The 16955-nt window shown below is 60.9% G+C and carries 18 protein-coding genes; 9 read left to right on the top strand and 9 right to left on the bottom strand.

Translation table 11 applies throughout. The features are described 5' to 3' along the window. Positions 1–30: 30 nt before the first annotated feature. A complete protein-coding gene (locus DVJ77_RS11650; protein WP_114845663.1) occupies positions 31–1590 on the bottom strand; it encodes a protein adenylyltransferase SelO in 1560 nt (519 codons plus the stop codon). A gap of 414 nt (positions 1591–2004) precedes the next feature. Here DVJ77_RS11650 and DVJ77_RS11645 point away from each other — a divergent pair, with 414 nt between their 5' ends. Both DVJ77_RS11645 and DVJ77_RS11640 read left to right on the top strand, forming a co-directional pair. After that, a complete protein-coding gene (locus DVJ77_RS11645) occupies positions 2005–2595 on the top strand; it encodes a DUF1415 domain-containing protein (protein ID WP_114845662.1) in 591 nt (196 codons plus the stop codon). 56 nt (positions 2596–2651) lie between these two features. Then, complete coding sequence (locus DVJ77_RS11640; RefSeq protein ID WP_114845661.1) at positions 2652–2987, top strand: YkgJ family cysteine cluster protein; 336 nt, start codon at positions 2652–2654, stop codon at positions 2985–2987. Between the two features lie 36 nt (positions 2988–3023). Here DVJ77_RS11640 and DVJ77_RS11635 read toward each other — a convergent pair whose 3' ends face one another. Together DVJ77_RS11635 and DVJ77_RS11630 are read right to left on the bottom strand one after the other, a co-directional pair. Further along, a complete protein-coding gene (locus tag DVJ77_RS11635) occupies positions 3024–3737 on the bottom strand; it encodes a pseudouridine synthase (protein ID WP_114845660.1) in 714 nt (237 codons plus the stop codon). Further along, positions 3734–4813, bottom strand: a complete 1080-nt coding sequence (locus DVJ77_RS11630) for a class I SAM-dependent methyltransferase (RefSeq protein ID WP_114845659.1) — start codon at positions 4811–4813, stop codon at positions 3734–3736. Before DVJ77_RS11630 ends, DVJ77_RS11635 begins: the two co-directional genes overlap by 4 nt. An 85-nt stretch (positions 4814–4898) precedes the next feature. Here DVJ77_RS11630 and DVJ77_RS11625 point away from each other — a divergent pair, with 85 nt between their 5' ends. After that, positions 4899–5309 (top strand): hypothetical protein, encoded by a 411-nt coding sequence (locus tag DVJ77_RS11625; protein ID WP_114845658.1) that lies wholly within the window; start codon positions 4899–4901, stop codon positions 5307–5309. A 6-nt stretch (positions 5310–5315) separates the two neighbouring features. On the opposite strand, the gene DVJ77_RS11620 is transcribed toward DVJ77_RS11625, so the two are convergent. Then, positions 5316–6182 carry an RluA family pseudouridine synthase gene (locus DVJ77_RS11620; RefSeq protein ID WP_114845657.1) on the bottom strand — a complete coding sequence of 289 codons (867 nt, stop codon included), beginning with the start codon at positions 6180–6182 and terminating at the stop codon, positions 5316–5318. 69 nt (positions 6183–6251) lie between these two features. Here DVJ77_RS11620 and DVJ77_RS11615 point away from each other — a divergent pair, with 69 nt between their 5' ends. The 5 genes from DVJ77_RS11615 to DVJ77_RS11595 all read left to right on the top strand — a co-directional run bounded on the left by DVJ77_RS11615 (position 6252) and on the right by DVJ77_RS11595 (position 12181). Then, entirely contained in the window at positions 6252–7664 is a 1413-nt protein-coding gene (locus DVJ77_RS11615) for an NfeD family protein (protein WP_318530917.1), read from the top strand. A gap of 20 nt (positions 7665–7684) precedes the next feature. Next, positions 7685–8473, top strand: a complete 789-nt coding sequence (locus DVJ77_RS11610; protein ID WP_114845656.1) for a slipin family protein — start codon at positions 7685–7687, stop codon at positions 8471–8473. 768 nt (positions 8474–9241) lie between these two features. Further along, positions 9242–9796, top strand: coding sequence for a YaeQ family protein (locus DVJ77_RS11605; protein ID WP_114845655.1), 555 nt, complete (start codon positions 9242–9244; stop codon positions 9794–9796). A gap of 9 nt (positions 9797–9805) precedes the next feature. After that, positions 9806–11062, top strand: a complete 1257-nt coding sequence (locus DVJ77_RS11600) for a TIGR03862 family flavoprotein (RefSeq protein ID WP_114845654.1) — start codon at positions 9806–9808, stop codon at positions 11060–11062. 87 nt (positions 11063–11149) lie between these two features. Continuing rightward, on the top strand, positions 11150–12181 hold the full coding sequence (locus DVJ77_RS11595; protein ID WP_114845653.1) for an HDOD domain-containing protein: 1032 nt from the start codon (positions 11150–11152) through the stop codon (positions 12179–12181). A 13-nt stretch (positions 12182–12194) separates the two neighbouring features. Here DVJ77_RS11595 and DVJ77_RS11590 read toward each other — a convergent pair whose 3' ends face one another. After that, positions 12195–13193: an LLM class flavin-dependent oxidoreductase gene (locus tag DVJ77_RS11590; protein ID WP_114845652.1), complete on the bottom strand. Its 999-nt coding sequence runs from the start codon at positions 13191–13193 to the stop codon at positions 12195–12197. 108 nt (positions 13194–13301) lie between these two features. Here DVJ77_RS11590 and DVJ77_RS11585 point away from each other — a divergent pair, with 108 nt between their 5' ends. Continuing rightward, a complete protein-coding gene (locus DVJ77_RS11585) occupies positions 13302–14024 on the top strand; it encodes an rRNA pseudouridine synthase (protein WP_114845742.1) in 723 nt (240 codons plus the stop codon). A 50-nt stretch (positions 14025–14074) separates the two neighbouring features. On the opposite strand, the gene DVJ77_RS11580 is transcribed toward DVJ77_RS11585, so the two are convergent. From DVJ77_RS11580 to thpR, 4 genes are all read right to left on the bottom strand, one after another. Next, positions 14075–14584 carry a DUF1993 domain-containing protein gene (locus tag DVJ77_RS11580; RefSeq protein ID WP_114845651.1) on the bottom strand — a complete coding sequence of 170 codons (510 nt, stop codon included), beginning with the start codon at positions 14582–14584 and terminating at the stop codon, positions 14075–14077. A gap of 523 nt (positions 14585–15107) precedes the next feature. Next, on the bottom strand, positions 15108–15248 hold the full coding sequence (locus DVJ77_RS11575) for an oxidoreductase-like domain-containing protein (RefSeq protein ID WP_114845650.1): 141 nt from the start codon (positions 15246–15248) through the stop codon (positions 15108–15110). A gap of 63 nt (positions 15249–15311) precedes the next feature. Further along, a complete protein-coding gene (locus DVJ77_RS11570; protein WP_114845649.1) occupies positions 15312–16112 on the bottom strand; it encodes a class I SAM-dependent methyltransferase in 801 nt (266 codons plus the stop codon). A 59-nt stretch (positions 16113–16171) separates the two neighbouring features. Then, complete coding sequence (gene thpR, locus DVJ77_RS11565; RefSeq protein ID WP_114845648.1) at positions 16172–16810, bottom strand: RNA 2',3'-cyclic phosphodiesterase; 639 nt, start codon at positions 16808–16810, stop codon at positions 16172–16174. Positions 16811–16955: the final 145 nt, after the last annotated feature.

The raw sequence follows: 16955 nt of genomic DNA, 5'->3' as shown, positions 1-16955 counted from the left end.
CCTAATCCCTCGTCTTTTGGCCCTAGCGTGTCACGAACTGCAGGACAACATCGAACAGCCTGCTTTATGCCGTGCCCAATCCGGCCGCTTCTGCGCATAGTGCTCACGCCCAGACTGATCGTCATAGGGGCGCCGCAGTACATCGAGCAATTCGTTGATGCCTTGCACATCGCCTTGCTCGGCACGATCGATCGCCTGCTGCGCAAGATAATTGCGCAGCACGTAACGCGGATTGGCCGCGTGCATGCGTGCACGGCGCTGTTCGGCCGATAGCGGATCGTCCGCCAGACGTGCCGCGTATTGCGCCAACCACGTAAGAAAAGCCGGCTCGGCTTCGCGCCGTTTCGCGTCGTCGTAAAACGCCTCCTGCAACGGCACCAACGATGGTGCGCGTGGATCGACCTCGCTCAATTCACGAAAGAACAAAGTCATATCGACCTCGGCTTGCTGCAACAACTCGTGCAGCGTTTGTATCAAGGCCTCGTCGTCATCGCGACATTCGGCCAGACCGAGTTTGGCGGCGATAGTCATCCGATTCGCCGCCGCATAGACCGCCGCATAACGATCCAGCCCTGCCTGCAGCGGTTCAACGGTGGCGAACAACGGCGCCAAGGCTCCGGCCAGCCGGCTCAAATTCCACCATGCCACATTCGGTTGCTGACCAAAGCGATAACGGCGGCGACTGGCATCGGTGGTGTTGGGCGTCCAATCCACATCGAAGTTATCCACCCAGCCATAAGGGCCGTAGTCGATAGTGAGCCCAAGAATCGACATGTTGTCGGTGTTCATCACGCCATGTACAAACCCCACTCGCATCCAATGCGCGATCATCACCGCCGTTCGCTCGCATACTTGCCCGAACCACTCGGCGTAAAGCGTCTCACCCGTACCTTTCAGCTCGGGAAAATCGCGACGAATCGTGAAATCGACCAGTTGCCGTAACAACAACACATCGTTGCGCGACGACGGCAACTCAAAATTTCCGAAGCGGATAAACGATGGCGCTACGCGACACACAATAGCGCCCTGCTCATCGCGCGGATGGCCGTCGTAAAACATGTCGCGCACCACCGTGTCGCCGGTAGCTACCAGACTCAGTGCACGCGTCGTTGGCACACCAAGGTGATGCATCGCCTCACTGCACAGAAATTCACGTACCGACGAACGCAACACCGCACGCCCGTCCGCTCCGCGTGAGTAGGGTGTGGGCCCGGCACCTTTGAGCTGCAACTCCCAGCGCTCGCCAGCCTGATTGACCACTTCACCCAGCGACATCGCCCGACCGTCGCCCAATTGCCCGGCCCAAACACCAAACTGATGCCCGCCGTAGTTCGCCGCATATGGCTGCATGCCCGCGAGCAAGGCATTGCCGCCGAACGCCTGCGCAAACTCCGCACTGGCGATATCCGCAGCGTCAAACCCAAGTATCCCGGCCATCTCAGCCGAATAAGCCAACACCCGCGGAGCCGCCACCGGAGTCGGCTCCGCCAACGAATACAGCGCCCCCTCCACTTGCCGCACTCGCGCCCCCTGCTCCGCATCCCCAGGCAGCTCGCGGATAAAGGCATTGTCGAAACGTAGTGCGTGCATGCGACCTGACCTGTAGATGACGCCATCGATATGGGGCTGGATCAGCACCGACCAAGCTGGAGCGGACTCATTACAACTCCCTTCCCTTGCTAGTTCCGAAAAAGGGACTCCCTTCGGTCGCAGGGAGGATTGGGAGGGGGTTCAATCTTGCGGCAAGATTGAACCCCCTCCCAGCCTCCCCCTGCAAGCAGGGGGAGGGGTATAACGCTCGCGCTTTTGACTGCGTCGGTGAGGGTCGAACGATCAGGCCCGCAGGGCGATTCACCAGGATGGCCTTCTCCGTTGGTTACACCAGCAAGAGAAAGTGACTCGGACCCCGGCAGGGGCCCGAAAGCCCGCCGCAGGCGAACCAGCCCGCGATGACTCAACACCCCAACCGCTATAGTCACACTCCCCCATCCCCGATTAAACCGCATGACCCAACTCCACTCAGCCAGCCCCTTCATCACCGCCGGCATACAAGCAGACGACCTGCCGTATATCGAAGCCACCCGCCGCTGGGTCGAGCGCGCCGTAGTCGGCTTGAATCTGTGCCCCTTCGCGCGAGCACCGCTGGTCCAGCAAAAGATCCGTTTCGCGGTAAGTCATGCGCGTGATGCCGATACCCTGCTCGACGATCTCTGCGGCGAGCTGCAAAGCCTTGCTGCTGCCGATGCCGGCGATTGCGAAACTACCTTGCTGATCCATCCATTCGCGCTTGGCGATTTTCTCGACTACAACGACTTTCTCGACGTCGCCGACGCTGCCGTGGAAACGCTGGGGCTGGAAGGCGAATTGCAAGTCGCTAGCTTTCATCCCCAGTACCAATTCGCCGACAGCGCCATCGACGATATCGAAAACTTCAGCAACCGCTCGCCCTACCCCACTTTGCACCTGCTGCGAGAGTCCAGCGTCGAGCGCGCGATGGATGCGATGACCGATACCGATGAGATCTTTCGTCGCAATGCCGACACCTTGAAACGGCTTGGCCCGGAGGGCTGGCAGGCCTTGTGGCGCAACGATTGAGGGCTAGCCGGCAGGCCCGTTCATGCTCGCCTGAGTGATTGCCGTCATACTGACGAGTGAACAATATCCCTGACCCCTACGCAGAAAGCGTAGATCCGAGCGTGCAATGCACCTCGTGTGAAGCTGTCTGCTGCCGCCTCACTGTCGTCTTATTGCCCGACGATCACGTGCCGGAATGGCTGATCCATCGCGATGAACGCGGCATGGAAACTCTCGCTAAAAACGAGGAGGGCTGGTGCCTTGCCGTGGATCCCGACAAACTTTGCTGCAGCATCTACGAAGAGCGTCCCACCATCTGCCGAAAATTCGCCATGGGCAGCCCTGGCTGCCGCGACGCTCGACTGGAATGGCGCAATCATTACTCCATTCCGACACCCGTCGTATTGATCTGATCGAAGCGATGGCGAATGCGCTGAAGCTGCGCCTGCTTAATCAGCAGGTGCAGCAGCAAAAAGCAGCGCTACATCGTTGGCATCCAGCGCTCGCCACTCACCGAGCGGCAGATCGCCGAGCGTGAGGCCGCCCACTGAAACCCGATGCAGGGTTTCCACGTGATTGCCTACGGCGGCAAACATGCGGCGTACCTGGTGATAGCGCCCCTCGATCATCGTCAACCTGGCCCGTCGAGGCTCCAGCACCTGTAATTGCGCGGGTGCCAACGGCTCCTTCTCTGATTCCAGCATCATGCTGCCACTGGCGAATAGCGCGGCCTCGTCGCCACGCAGGTCTTGCGCCAGCGTCGCCTCATACACCTTGCTCACTTGCGCGCGCGGCGAAATGATTCGATGCAAGAGCGCGCCATCGTCGGTAAACAGCAGCAAACCCGAAGTCTCGCGGTCAAGACGGCCTACGCTGGATAACACCGGATCGCGCATGCGGTAGCGCAGCGGCAGCAAGTCGTACACCACCCGCCCGGCATCTTTGCGCGAACAAGTAACCCCCAGCGGCTTGTTCATCATCAAGGTCAAGCCGATCGGCGGATCGAGCGGCTCGTCGTCAACACGAATGTGCTCATGCGCCACTTTGTCGTCCGCGTACAAGACCTCGCCGTCCGGGTCGGTGATACGGCCTTCGCGAAACATCGACGAGACGTCTTTACGGCTGCCATAGCCAAGATTGGCAATCAGCTTGACCAACTTCATACGCGCACCCCACTTGCTTGAATCACTTTGAAACCTTCTTGTATTGCTACGGTATGTACTGCGGAAAAACGCGCGGACAGCGTCGCTTCGTATGGCAGGTGCCGGTTCGCTACCAGCCAGAAGCTACCGCCCGGCTGTAAAGCATCGGCGGCGGCGTGAATAAACGCACGCCCCAGATCGGGTAGATCGGCACGCCCTTGATGAAACGGCGGATTGCTGACGATAGCGTCGTAGTGCTGCGGTAACCCGCCGCTGGCGACATCGTGCCAGTGCAAGGCAAAGCTCGCATCGTTGCCGCGCTCACGCACCGCGTTCGCCAGATTGATCCGCGCCGGCGCCAAAGCGCGTGCTTCGGCCTCGTACAGGTCGATCGAACTGACTTGCGGGCAACGGGCTAGTACCTGCGCCGACAGATAGCCATAGCCCGCCCCCAGGTCGGCGACGCGCCCACTCAACGTCGCGGGCAAATGCGCGGCGAGCAAGGCCGATGCCGTATCCACCCGATCCCATGCGAACAGACCGGGTCGGCTGACATAGCCTGCCGCGTTCTGTCGCGGCACATCCAAGGCAAGCCATTCGTCCAGCAGCGATGGATCGGCCGCACCTTGCAACGGCTGCGTCCAAAACACCCGGCATTTGTGCTTGGACAAATGGCCGACCGCGCCGGCCAGCCGGGTCAAATCCGCCTCGCCCGATTTCGCACCTTCGGTATTGGGCATGCTCGCCAGCACCACACCGCCAGGCGCGGTCTGTTGTACCGCCCGCGCGAATAACGCACGCGCCTCGTCACGCTGCCGCGGCGGCAATATCAAGACCAGCGGGTAGCGCTCGTTTTCATCCGAATCGCCCGTACTAACGTGCAAACCGGCACGGATCAACGCATCGGCGAACGGTTTAAAGCTCTGCTGGCATAACCAGCCTGGCTGCGCCATCTCGCGCAGGCGAAAACCATCGCGCGCGCGCAGAAACAACACGCGTCGGTCGGCCGGCATGCTCAGCACGCCGGTCGTAAACGGAACAAACAAGGCATCCAGTGCCACGTCATTAGCGGCAGCGGAGAAAACGGCAGCAGTCACGCGCTGGCCTTTAACTGGGAAAACCCGGTCATTTTACGCATCCCACGGCATGGCTGCTCGGCTATACATGAGTTAACGTTTACCCATGGCCCGAATACTCGCCCTGTGGGTGCTGCTGTTGCTACCGATAGCGCTAAGCGACCGGCAGCACGTCCCCGCACCCATGGCCGATCCGGTCGGCTTTGTCGGCTCCTATCGCAACGGCACCGAACGGCTGAACATTAGCCTCGATGGCGATGTTTACTGGCTGAACATCGACAGTCACGGCAGCGCACACGCCTGCTCATTCTCCGGCCATGGGGAACTGCGCGACGGCCTGCTGCAACTATCACTGGAAAACTGGCGACCCCACGCCACTCTGACCGTGCGCAAAGCCGACGACCGTGGCGTTGACGTATTGAGCGAACAAGAAGACGACCGCTTCAGCTTGATGTATTTCTGCCGCAACGGCGCCTCGCTGAGTGGTCACTATGCGCCAGCAATGCCGTTGCCCTGATACCAGCTACGCCAGCCTGAGCCGGCTCTCGAAATGTCGTTGCTCGCCACTCAAGGGATCGACAAAACTCAAGGCCTGCGCCAGCAATTGCAGTGGCCGGCAGTAATCGTCGTCGGCCTGCTCGGCCAGCGTGGGATAGAAAGTGTCATTGAGGATAGGTGCGCCGATCGCCGCCATATGCACACGTAGCTGGTGCTTTTTACCCGTCACCGGCTGCAAAGCGTAACGCCAATAGTGCTCGCCACGTTCGATGACATCGATCAGTGTCTCGCTGTTCGCTTCACCATCGGCCTCTCGCATGCGAAAAAATGGCTCGCCCGCGACGATGCGCGATTGGCGGATCAACGGAAACGATTGCCGCGGCAACGCCGATGCCAACGCCTGATACTGCTTGACGATGCGGCGCTCGCGAAACAGCGCCTGATACGCCGACCGACTCGCCGGATCGGCCGAGAACAGCACCAGGCCCGCGGTAACCCGATCAATACGATGCAGCGGCACTAGCTGCGGGTTGTCGAACTGGCGGATCAATCGGGTCAGCAAGGTCTCCTCGACGAAACCGCCCGCCGGCGTCACCGGCAGAAAGTGCGGCTTGTCCGCTACCAGCAGATGCTGGTCGATATACAGCACGCTTTCGCGAAACGGTATCGGTATCTCATCCGCTACTTCACGGTAGTACTGCACGCGCATGCCTACCCGATACGGCGTCAACGGCCCAAGCGGCGCACCGTCGGCGCCGAGCACGCGGCCACGCGCCATCCGGTCCAGCCATTGCTCATGGCTGATCGCGGTGAAATGCGCGCACAGGCAATCAAGCACCGTAACCCATGGGCCTGGCGGCAGATGCACGGTGCTGGCGGCGATAGAGGGCATAACCGTGATTTCAGCACGTCTGTCGGGATAAGAGGATAATTGCAACGCCACTACCGGGAGGCGCGGGCCATGACACGATGGCTGAAGACCTTGGGATACAGCGTCATTTGCGCGGCGCTGAGCATGGGTGCGCTGGCCGAAAAAACCGCCGTCAATACCGCGCACCCAGCGGGCTTCGTCGCGCGGATCGAGCTGGATGGCCCGATTGGCCCGGCAGCGGCGGAGTACTTCGATAACGCCATGCAACGGGCAAGCAACGATGGTGCGACCGCCGTGGTATTGCGCCTGGATACGCCCGGCGGCCTGTCTGAATCGATGCGGCAAATCATCGCCAGCATCCTCGCCGCGAAACTGCCGGTGCTTGGTTATGTCGCACCGGGCGGCGCCCGCGCGGCCTCGGCCGGCGCCTATATCTTGTATGCCTGCCATATCGCAGCGATGGCGCCGGCCACCCATCTTGGCGCGGCCACACCGGTATCGCTCGGCGGCAGCACGCCCATGCCCTCGCCATGGCAAGGCGATCAGCCCGCACCGTCGAAATCCACTGATAAAGCCAGCTCCGATAAAACCGCACCGGCCGGCGGCCAAGCGGCGAACGACGCCGAATCCAACAAAGTGCTTAACGATGCCATCGCCTATATCCGCTCATTGGCGCAGCTACGCGAACGCAATCCCGAATGGGCCGAACAAGCGGTGCGTGGAGCAGCCACACTGACGGCTACCGAGGCACTGGACAAACGCGTCATCGATTTTGTCGCCGCCGATACCACTACCCTGCTCACCCAAGCCGACGGTCGCAACGTGCGCGTAGGCACCCAGATGTTGACGCTGAAACTCGCCAACCTACCTGTACGCGACTACACCCCGAACTGGCGCACGCGTTTCCTCGCCATCATCACCAACCCGACCATCGCCTATGTCCTGCTGCTGGCCGGTGTCTATGGCCTGATTCTGGAAGCCTTTCATCCGGGTGCGTTCTTGCCTGGCATCGTCGGCGGCATTTGCTTGTTGATCGGGTTATACGCCCTGCAATTGCTGCCGGTCGATTACGCCGGGCTGGCCCTGATGGTGCTGGGTATCGGCCTGCTGATTACCGAAGTGTTGGTGCCGACGGCGGGGGCGGTCGGCATCGGCGGCGTGATCTCTTTCGTTATCGGTTCGATCATGCTGTTCAACACCGGCGTCCCCGGCTATGCGGTCAATCTCGGCGTAATCGCCGGCATCGCCTTTTGCGCGATCGCCTTGCTCGCGCTGATCCTGCGCTGGGTGATGCGCAGCCGTCAGACACAGCTATTCAGCAGTGATGTATTGATGTTGCAAGCCACGGGTCAATTGCTGCAGGCAGTGACCGCCGGTGGCGAAAGCTGGGCACACGTTCAGGGCGAGCGCTGGCGTGTGCATTGCGAGGCGGCGCTTCCCGCCGGTGCGCGCGTGCGGGTGCTACGGCGCCAGGGCCTCATGCTCTGGGTAACACCGGCATAAAGGGCGCAAAGGAGACTCCCATGTACGGATTCTTTGGCATCGTGGTGGTAGCGGTAATGGCGTTGCTGTTTTTGTCGATCAAGGTGTTGCCGGAATATCAGCGTGGCGTCGTGTTGACCCTGGGCCGCTATACCGGCACCAAAGGCCCCGGCCTGGTGCTTCTGATCCCGATCATTCAGCGCATGATGCGGGTGGACCTGCGCGTCACCGTCATGGACGTGCCGCCGCAAGATGTGATTTCACGTGACAACGTGTCGGTACGCGTCAATGCGGTGGTCTATTTCCGCGTGGTGGAACCAGACAAATCGATGCTGCAGGTCGCCAATTTCTTTCAAGCGACCAGCCAACTGGCACAGACGCGATTGCGCTCGGTGCTGGGCCAGCACGAGCTGGACGAAATTTTGTCCCAACGCGATTCGATCAACCACAGCCTGCAGCAGATCCTCGACGAGGCCACCGACCCCTGGGGCATCAAGATCACCAATGTCGAAATCAAAGATGTCGACCTCAACGAAACCATGGTCCGCGCCATCGCCCGCCAGGCCGAAGCCGAACGCGAGCGCCGTGCCAAGGTGATTCACGCCGAAGGTGAAATGCAGGCCGCCGAAAAACTACGCGATGCCGCCGCCATGCTGTCGCAGCAACCACAAGCCCTGCAATTGCGCTATCTGCAAACGCTGGCCGACATGTCCAGCAACGGCAAATCCTCCACCATCGTCTTTCCGCTGCCGCTGGACCTTATCAGGCCGCTGCTGGACAACCTGCCCCATATCTCGGTACCACCCTCATCCCACGAATCACGGGGGTAGGTCTCACGGTCGACTCTAAATTCTAGGTTTTTGTCTTAAGGTGTACGCATCGGCGACCTGGATCGCCTGCGGCGGGCTTTCGAACCCCTGCCGGGGCCCGAGTCACTTTTCTTTGCTTGCTCAAAGAAAAGTAACCAAAAGAAAGAGCACCCCGATGCAGCGCTCTACGGGCATCCTGCCCTGCGAGTGCGTGAGGCTTGGCCGGGCTTTTCGACAGGGCTTCCTGCCCTGGCGAAAAGTGGCAGGCATCCATGCCTGCCACCCTACGGGCCTTGTCGTCCAAGCCTCACCGCTGCATAGGGGCCCCGAAGAGCAGCGCGCGTCCTGCGCGCACTCGGGAGCGACTGCAGGCAGTCGCCGATGAATGAGATGGTGAGGCAGCGTGGCTCTCCCCTGCTCGCAGGGTGAGGGGCAAAAGCTGCGCGAGCGGCGGCTTTTGATCTTGCTTTTGACCTTGGGGCCCCTGTGCGTCGGTGAGGGTCGGACGACAAGGCCCGCAGGGGACTCGGCATGGATGCCGAGTCCTTTTCGCCAGTGCATGGATGCACTGTCGAAAAGCCCGGCCGACCCTCACGCACCCGAAGGGCGACTCACCGGGGTAGCCTTCTCTTTGGTTACTTTCTCTTGGCCACTCAAGAGAAAGTGACTCGAGCCCCGGCAGGGGTTCGAAAGCCCGCCGCAGGCGATCCAGCTCGCGGCACCCCTAACACACAAGCACACAAACAAGAGACAGGTAGAATAAGCGGCTGCAATCACCTGGCTCCCCCCATGGCACTCAACGCCACCATCTACAAAGTCGAGCTACAGATCAGCGACATGGACCGGCACTACTACGCCACCCATGCGCTCACCCTGGCGCGGCACCCTTCCGAAACCGAAGAACGACTGATGGTGCGGCTGCTGGCCTTTGCGATGTACGCCGGTGAGCGACTGGAATTCGGCAAAGGCCTCAGCAACGACGACGAGCCGGACTTGTGGCGTAAGGCCTACACCGACGAAATCGAGCTGTGGATCGACCTGGGCCAACCGGACGAAGCGCGTATCCGCAAAGCCTGCGGACGCTCGCAAAGCGTCGTAGTCATCAACTACAGCGGTCGTGGCGCCGATATCTGGTGGGAAAAAATCGCCAATTCGCTTAGCCGCAACAAGAACCTCACCGTGCTGGACATCCCCGCCTCCACCGTCGAAGAACTCACCCATTTGCTGGAACGCGGCGTGCGCCTGCAATGCCTGATTCAGGACGGCCAAATTCAACTGATGACCGAGACTACTTCGGTGGCGATCGATCCGCAGCAGCGGATGACGGCAACGGTCCCGGCCTAAGCCCGCATCATGTCTGCGGTAACACGGGCTACTACGCAACTCGCCATCATCGGCGGCGGCCCGGCCGGGCTGATCGCCGCCGAAGTGGCGCGCGCGGCCGGCATTCAAGTCGACCTGTACGAAGGCAAGGGCTCGGTCGGACGCAAATTTCTGCTTGCCGGCAAAGGCGGCATGAATCTCACCCATGCCGAGCCCAAAGCTGATTTCGTACAGCGCTATGGCGCCCGCGCCAAAGAAATCGGCAGGTGGCTAGAGGATTTTGACGCCGACGCATTGCGCACCTGGGCACGTGAACTTGGCGTGGAGACCTTCGTCGGCAGTTCGGGCCGGGTATTCCCCAGCGACCTCAAGGCAGCGCCGCTACTGCGGGGCTGGGTACATCGCCTGCGCGAGAATGGCGTACGCTTTCATGTGCATCACCGCTGGCTGGGCTGGACCGATGACCAGGCCCTACGCTTCGCCACCGCCGACGGCGAGCGCCACGTCCAGGCCAGTGCCGTCGTGTTGGCACTTGGCGGCGGCAGTTGGCCGCAACTCGGCTCCGATGGCAGTTGGCAGCCATGGTTGGCTGCGCGGGGCGTGGACGTAGCCTCGATGCAGCCCTCCAACTGCGGCTTCGACATCGGCTGGAGCGAACATCTTGTCCGCCGCTTTGCGGGGGCACCGCTGAAACCTGTCGTCGCGCATTGGCAAGACGGCGCCCAAATCGAACATGCTCGCCAGGGCGAATGCGTGCTGACCGCTACCGGCATCGAAGGCAGCTTGATCTATCCACTGTCCGCCCATTTGCGCGATGCCATCACCCAACACGGCCACGCGACGCTACAGCTCGACCTGGCCCCCGATCGCACGCTGGAAAGACTGGAGCGTGAGCTGGCAAAACCGCGCGGCAGCCATTCGCTCAGCGATCACCTGCGTCGCCATACCGGCCTTACCGGTGTCAAAACCGCCCTGCTCCATGAGCTGTTGAGCAAAGAACAGCTTCACGACAGCAAGACCTTGGCCCGAACGATCAAGCGCCTACCGCTACGCCTGAAACAAGCGCGCCCGCTCGCCGAGGCCATCAGCAGTGCCGGTGGCGTGCGACTGGAGGCCATGAACGACTCGCTTATGCTGCGTGCCCTGCCGGGCGTGTTCTGCGCAGGCGAGATGCTCGATTGGGAAGCGCCCACCGGTGGCTACCTGCTGACTGCCTGCTTTGCCAGCGGCCGCCGGGCCGGTCTTGGCGCAGTGGATTGGCTTAAGAGCTTGATTACGACCCCATAAGTAGCTCGCGTTACGCCACGCTACATTTCTCCGCCACCCTGCCGATACAAAAGCAACGCGGGGGCGTGCGAGGGGAAGGACCGCAACATGATGGGCTTATGGCAGCGGCTGTTCGCACGCGAACGCGTACCTGATCGGCATGCGTGGCAACCGCATGAACCGATCCTCGCTGCACGCCCTGTACCCGCCGCGCCCCAGGGCCATACCCTCGCTAACGCGCAGCTAGAAGACCGCTTCTACCGCTTTGTGTTCGGTCTGCCTGCATCCAGCCAAACTACGCTCGACACCCAAGAACAGATGGCACTGGAACGCCTGGATGCGCTCTGCGGTGGCGACCGCTACGACGTCAGCGGCCTGCCGCGCATGCCCAGCGTATTGCCACAGCTACTGCGCGCACTACGCAACGACCATCTCAGCGGGGCCAAGCTGGCCGAGCTGATCGGCCGCGATCCGGTGCTGGTGGGTGAAGTGATGCGCGTCACCGGCAGCGTGCATTACCGCACCTTGCAACCCATCGCCAGCCTGCAACACGCGGTGGTGCTGCTGGGCCAAGAGGGTCTGCGCCATGTGGTATCGCTGTATGTGATGAAACCGATCCTGCTCGCCAGCGGTGGCGGGTTTGGTCAAATAGCCGGCCAACGGCTGTGGGATCACGCCGAACGCTGCGCACATGCCGCCGTATTTCTCGGTAAAGGACTGTGCGACCCGTTCGAAACGTATCTTGCCGGCCTGGTCTGCCATACCGGTATCGGCGCGGTCATCCGCACCCTGGACATCGAGTTCGGCGGTACCTTCACCGCCTATACCCCGCCATTTGTCGCCGGCATCGCGCGTGTTGCCGCCGAACTGACACTGCAAGCGGCTCGCTATTGGGAGCTGCCCGTCCACGTACTCGACACGCTGGCCGAGCGCATCGAGTACACCGCCTCTGCGCCATCTTCGCTGATGGGCCAGATACTGCATGCCGCCGACCATGCCGCGATGATGCAGTTGCTGACCGAACACCGACTGATCGATCCGTACACCAGCATGAGCGCTGAAGCGTCTCATCGCTTCAGCGCTCAGCAACTTGCTCGCTGCCAGCAAGATCTACAGCGAAACTTCAGCGCGAATCTTTAGAACTTGTTCCGATCTATGCGGCGGCAGCCAGGCTCTCGCGCGCCTGTGCTGCAATCTCAAACGAACGACAACGCGCCGCATGCTCGAATATATTCGCCGTCACCATTAATTCATCGGGCTGATGACGCGCGATGAACTCGGCCAGCCCTTGCTTCACCGTGTTGGGGTCCCCTACCACCGAGCAGGCCAGAGTCTGTTCCACAGCGAGCTTCTCCGCTGGTGTCCAATGCGACTCGATGTCGTCGATCGGCGGCAGAATAAGCCCCGGTCGGCCACGGAACCGGTTGAGAAAACTCTGCTGCTGCGTGCTGAACAATCGGCGCCCTTCGCGATCAGTTGCGCCGGCCATCACATTCACCCCGAGCATGGCGTAAGGCTTGGCCAGGCGTGCGGACGGCTTAAAATCACGGCGATACAAAGCCAGTGCCTCATCCATCGCATCCGGCGCGAAATGCGAGGCGAAAGCGAATGGCAAGCCCATCGCCGCCGACAAGCGGGCGCTGAATAAACTCGACCCCAGCAACCATACCGGCACATCCACACCGGCACCCGGTACCGCGCGTACCGCCTGCCCCGGCTTCACCGGCTCGAAATAACCCAGCAATTCATTGACGTCATTCGGAAAAGCATCTGCGCTGTCGAAATAACGACGCAGGGCGCGCGCGGTGGCCTGATCGGTGCCCGGTGCGCGCCCCAAGCCCAGGTCGATGCGCCCCGGATATAGCGAAGCCAGCGTGCCGAATTGCTCGGCGACCTGCAGCGGCGCATGGTTCGGCAACATGATGCCGCCCGAGCCGACACGGATGGTCTTCGTGCCACCGGCCACATGGCCAATCAACACCGCCGTCGCCGCACTGGCAATGCCGGGCAAATTGTGATGTTCGGCCAACCAATAGCGCCGGTAGCCTAGCCGCTCGGCGTGCCGTGCCAAGTCCAGGGTATTGGCGAATGTCTGAGTGGCAGTGCCACCCTCGGTAAGTGGAGCGAGATCGAGTACAGAAAATGGAATCATGCAAACGTCCTCAGTGGCAAATGCCCTATCTGGGGCCGGTCACGGCAATTGCCATCCCCAGCATCGCAGGCGCCTACAATGGCGCATCCCCATCTGCTGGCTACCCCGATGACCGAACCCGTTCGCCTCGCCAAGCGTGTCGCCGAATTGACACAATGTTCACGGCGCGAGGCCGAAATGTATATCGAGGGCGGCTGGGTTCGCGTGAATGGTGAAGTCGCCGAAGAGCCGCAACTGAAGGTACTCGACGAGCGGATCGAGATCGACCCGAATGCTCACCTCGAACCGGCCGAGCCAGCGACGATCTTGTTGCACAAACCGGTCAGCCACGATGCCGGTCCATGGGCCAGGTCCGCGCTGCCGATGGTGACGGCGGCAACGCGATCGGCCGACGACGCCTCGGGCATTCGCACACTCAAGCGACATTTCTCACGCTTGAGCGCCCCGATGCCGCTGGATCACGAAGCCAGCGGCCTGTTGGTGCTGACACAAGACTGGCGGGTGGTTCGCCGATTGAGTGAAGACGCCGAACGCATCGAGCAGGAATATGTCGTGGAAGTCGCCGGCGCCCTCGCCCCCGACGGCCTGCAACGACTGCAGCACGGACTTAGCTACCACGGCCGTCCGCTACCGCCCTGCAAAGTCAGTTGGCAAAGTGAAAACCGTCTGCGCTTCGCGATCAAATCCGTCCAGCCCGGACAACTGCGCCAGATGTGTACGGAGGTCGGCCTTACCATCGTCACGATCAAGCGCATCCGCATCGGCCGCATCCCGCTCAGCCGCATGGCGGTGGGTGAATGGCGTTACCTGCCGGCGAGTGAACGATTCTGATAACCGCTTACTGCGCTCTCCAGCGGGAGCGCAGTAAGCACAAAAGCGACTTAGTAAGCGCCCATATAGTCGCGCTTGCCGATCTCGATACCGTTATGCCGCAATAACGCGTACGCCGTAGTCACGTGGAAGAAAAATTGCGGCAAGCCATAGCTCAACAAATAACTTTGCCCGCTGAAACGACGCTCTTTCGGCGTGCCTTTGCGAGTGATGATCTCCCGTTGCGCACTGCCTTCGAACTGCGCCGGTGTGAAGCTATCGACATAAGCTGTCGTCTTGGCGATCAACGCGCGCAACTCTTCAAAGGTCTGCGCTTTATCGTCATACGCAGGCACTTCGGCACCAGCCAGACGCGTCGGCACGCTTCTGGCGAAATCGCAGGCGATCTGCACCTGGCGAACCAGCGGAAACATGTCAGGAAACAATCGCGCCTGCAGCAAGGCCTCCGGATCGATCTTCTTCTCAACGGCATGCGCCTCAGCCTTAGCCAAGACCACACCCAAGCCACCGAGCATCTGCTTGAACACGGGGATGGAAGTGTCATAGAGGGAGGTCGTCATGCTGTACTCGCTTATATAAAAGAACGCGCAGCTTACCGCAGCTAAGAGCCACCCCTTCCCCTACAAGCAGCCTGACTAGCGCCTAATCTCAGCCGATGTGGGTCGCTGCTGGGGAGGGGTGAATCTATAAGAAAGCGCATCAGGAGAGGTTTTCGCAAGTGTTCACCCCCTCCCAACCTCCCCCTACGACCGAAGGAAGTCCCCTTTTCGGGACAAGTAGGGGGAGGGGCAAAAGCGACGCTCGCTGCTTTTGACGTTGCTTTTGATCTTGCTCTTGACCTTGGGGCCCCTGTGCGTCGGTGAGGGGCGGACGATCAGGCCCGCAGGGGACTCGGCATGGATGCCGAGTCCTTTTCGCCAGGGCAGGAAGCCCTGTCGAAAAGCCCGGCCGGCCCTCACGTACCCGAAGGGCGACGCACCGGGGTGCTCTTTCTTTTGGTTACTTTTCTTTGAGCAAGCAAAGAAAAGTGACTCGACCACCGGCAGGTGGCCGAAAGCCCGCCGCAGGCGACCCAACTTGCGATCACATCAAATGCCGCTCACGCCAAGCCGCCAACGCAACCACATACCGCTCCAACGCCTCCTCATAAAGATCATAAATACAAGGCACACACCCCTCACCGCAGCAATCGGCAATATCAGGCTCGATCGGCCGTACCGGCATAGGGTCATCAGAGGGCGCCGGCGCGCCCCCATGTTCAGTCTCCACCGCGATCTAGCCCAGACATCATCCCGCTGGTTTGCGGAAACGATAGATAAACTGATCGGTATGCCCGCGTATCGCCTTGTCGAACACCTTGGCCGTATGCGTATCGGCCGGGTTACGCAGCGCATTGCTTTCGCCGTCGAAGACAAAGCCGGCCGCTTCCACTTCTTTTTTCACGATAGCCGGATCGATGCGATGCAGCGTATCGGTGTCCCGCAAGCCGGAGCCAGCCTCGGCCACGTGGTCGACAATGACATACACACCACCGGGCTTCAGCGCAGCAAATACCTGTTTGTTCAATACTGCCGGGTCCACCTTGCCCATAAAGGGGTCCGGGTAGTCGTGGTAGTTCTGCGAGGTAAACACCACGTCGACCGGTTCGGGCACGCTTAACTGCGCTGCAGGCTGGGCCAGTACGACAACGTTGGCGTAATGCGATTGAGCAACCAGCTTGCGCGAGCCCAGCACATCCGATTCGTCTTCTTTGGCGTACTCGTTCGGCCACAACACATACACATGCCCTTTGGCGCCGACGATGGCGCTGAACACGCGGGTGAAATAGCCGGCACCGGGAATCAGCTCCAACACCTTCTGACCCGGCTTCACTTGGGTAAAGGTCGCCACTTCTCCTGCTTTGCGCCGGGCATCGATGGCCTTGTCGGCCTGACGCTCGGAATCATTGATGGCCGCGGCGACATAGGGCGGCAACAGCGGCTGTGTCATGACGCCCGGAACCGAAGGGGTTCGCGCCGAAGTGGTCTGGGCCGACACCGACGAAACCAGGCTAAGCGCAATCAGTGCAGCAAGAACGGTAGTACGCATGACGAACTCCGTAGCTAGGGTTGGGTAGGCGATTGTGCGCCAAAATCGAAACCACTTGGCTATGACTTTTGGCGCTCGTCGGCCAAGTGCCACGCCCCCAGGGTCTCGTATGTCCGCTGGGAGTCGCCCGCCTGGCCGACGATGCTGTGAACCAGTTCAAAACCGGCCACCGACCATACGATGGGCTCGATCGCGGTGGTCCCGAGTACCGTGCCATGGCTATACGCGAGTGTGATATGCGGCGTGAAACTTCTTTCCATATGCCGGCCCTGCCCGGCCAGGGTCAGCGCGTGGCGCAAGTCTTGCCATAGCTGCTGCATCGGCGCGGGAGTCATTGAGCCACCCACTACGCACGGCGGTTGACGGCCGCGAAAGCCGCTGGCCTGATCCAACCTCCATTCAAACGACGGGCTGCGGACCTTGTCGGCGGCGGCCTTGGCGGCATTGACCAAGTCCATGCGCAACGACGGATGATCCCCGAGGAAATGCAGCGTCGCGTGGTAACGCGCTGGATTTACCCAGCGAGCTCGGATATTGGATGCGAGCCTGAGGCTTTGCGCCGCCCCGACCAATTGACTGCGCACGGCTTCATCGGGAATCAGGGCGAAGAATAACCGATGGATCTCGGTTGATCTCGCCTGCTCGCTGCCGAGCAGATCTAACTGTGGTGCATCGGGAACCGAACGTTTGATGGCCATGTTGCAGTGCAGCCGAGCCTTGCGGGAATACCGAACTATACGAAATAAGCCGCCGCTTCATCTCATAAGAACCGGCCTAAGAAAATCTTCACCACCGCAAAACGGAAAAAAATCAAACCCAGGCAAATACTTAAAAAGCCGTACA

It is taken from the genome of Dyella tabacisoli (assembly GCF_003350925.1).
Classification (GTDB): Bacteria; Pseudomonadota; Gammaproteobacteria; order Xanthomonadales; family Rhodanobacteraceae; genus Dyella_C; species Dyella_C tabacisoli.
The sequence above is the reverse complement of the archived record's forward strand: the minus strand, read 5'-3'. Positions and strand labels throughout refer to the sequence as shown.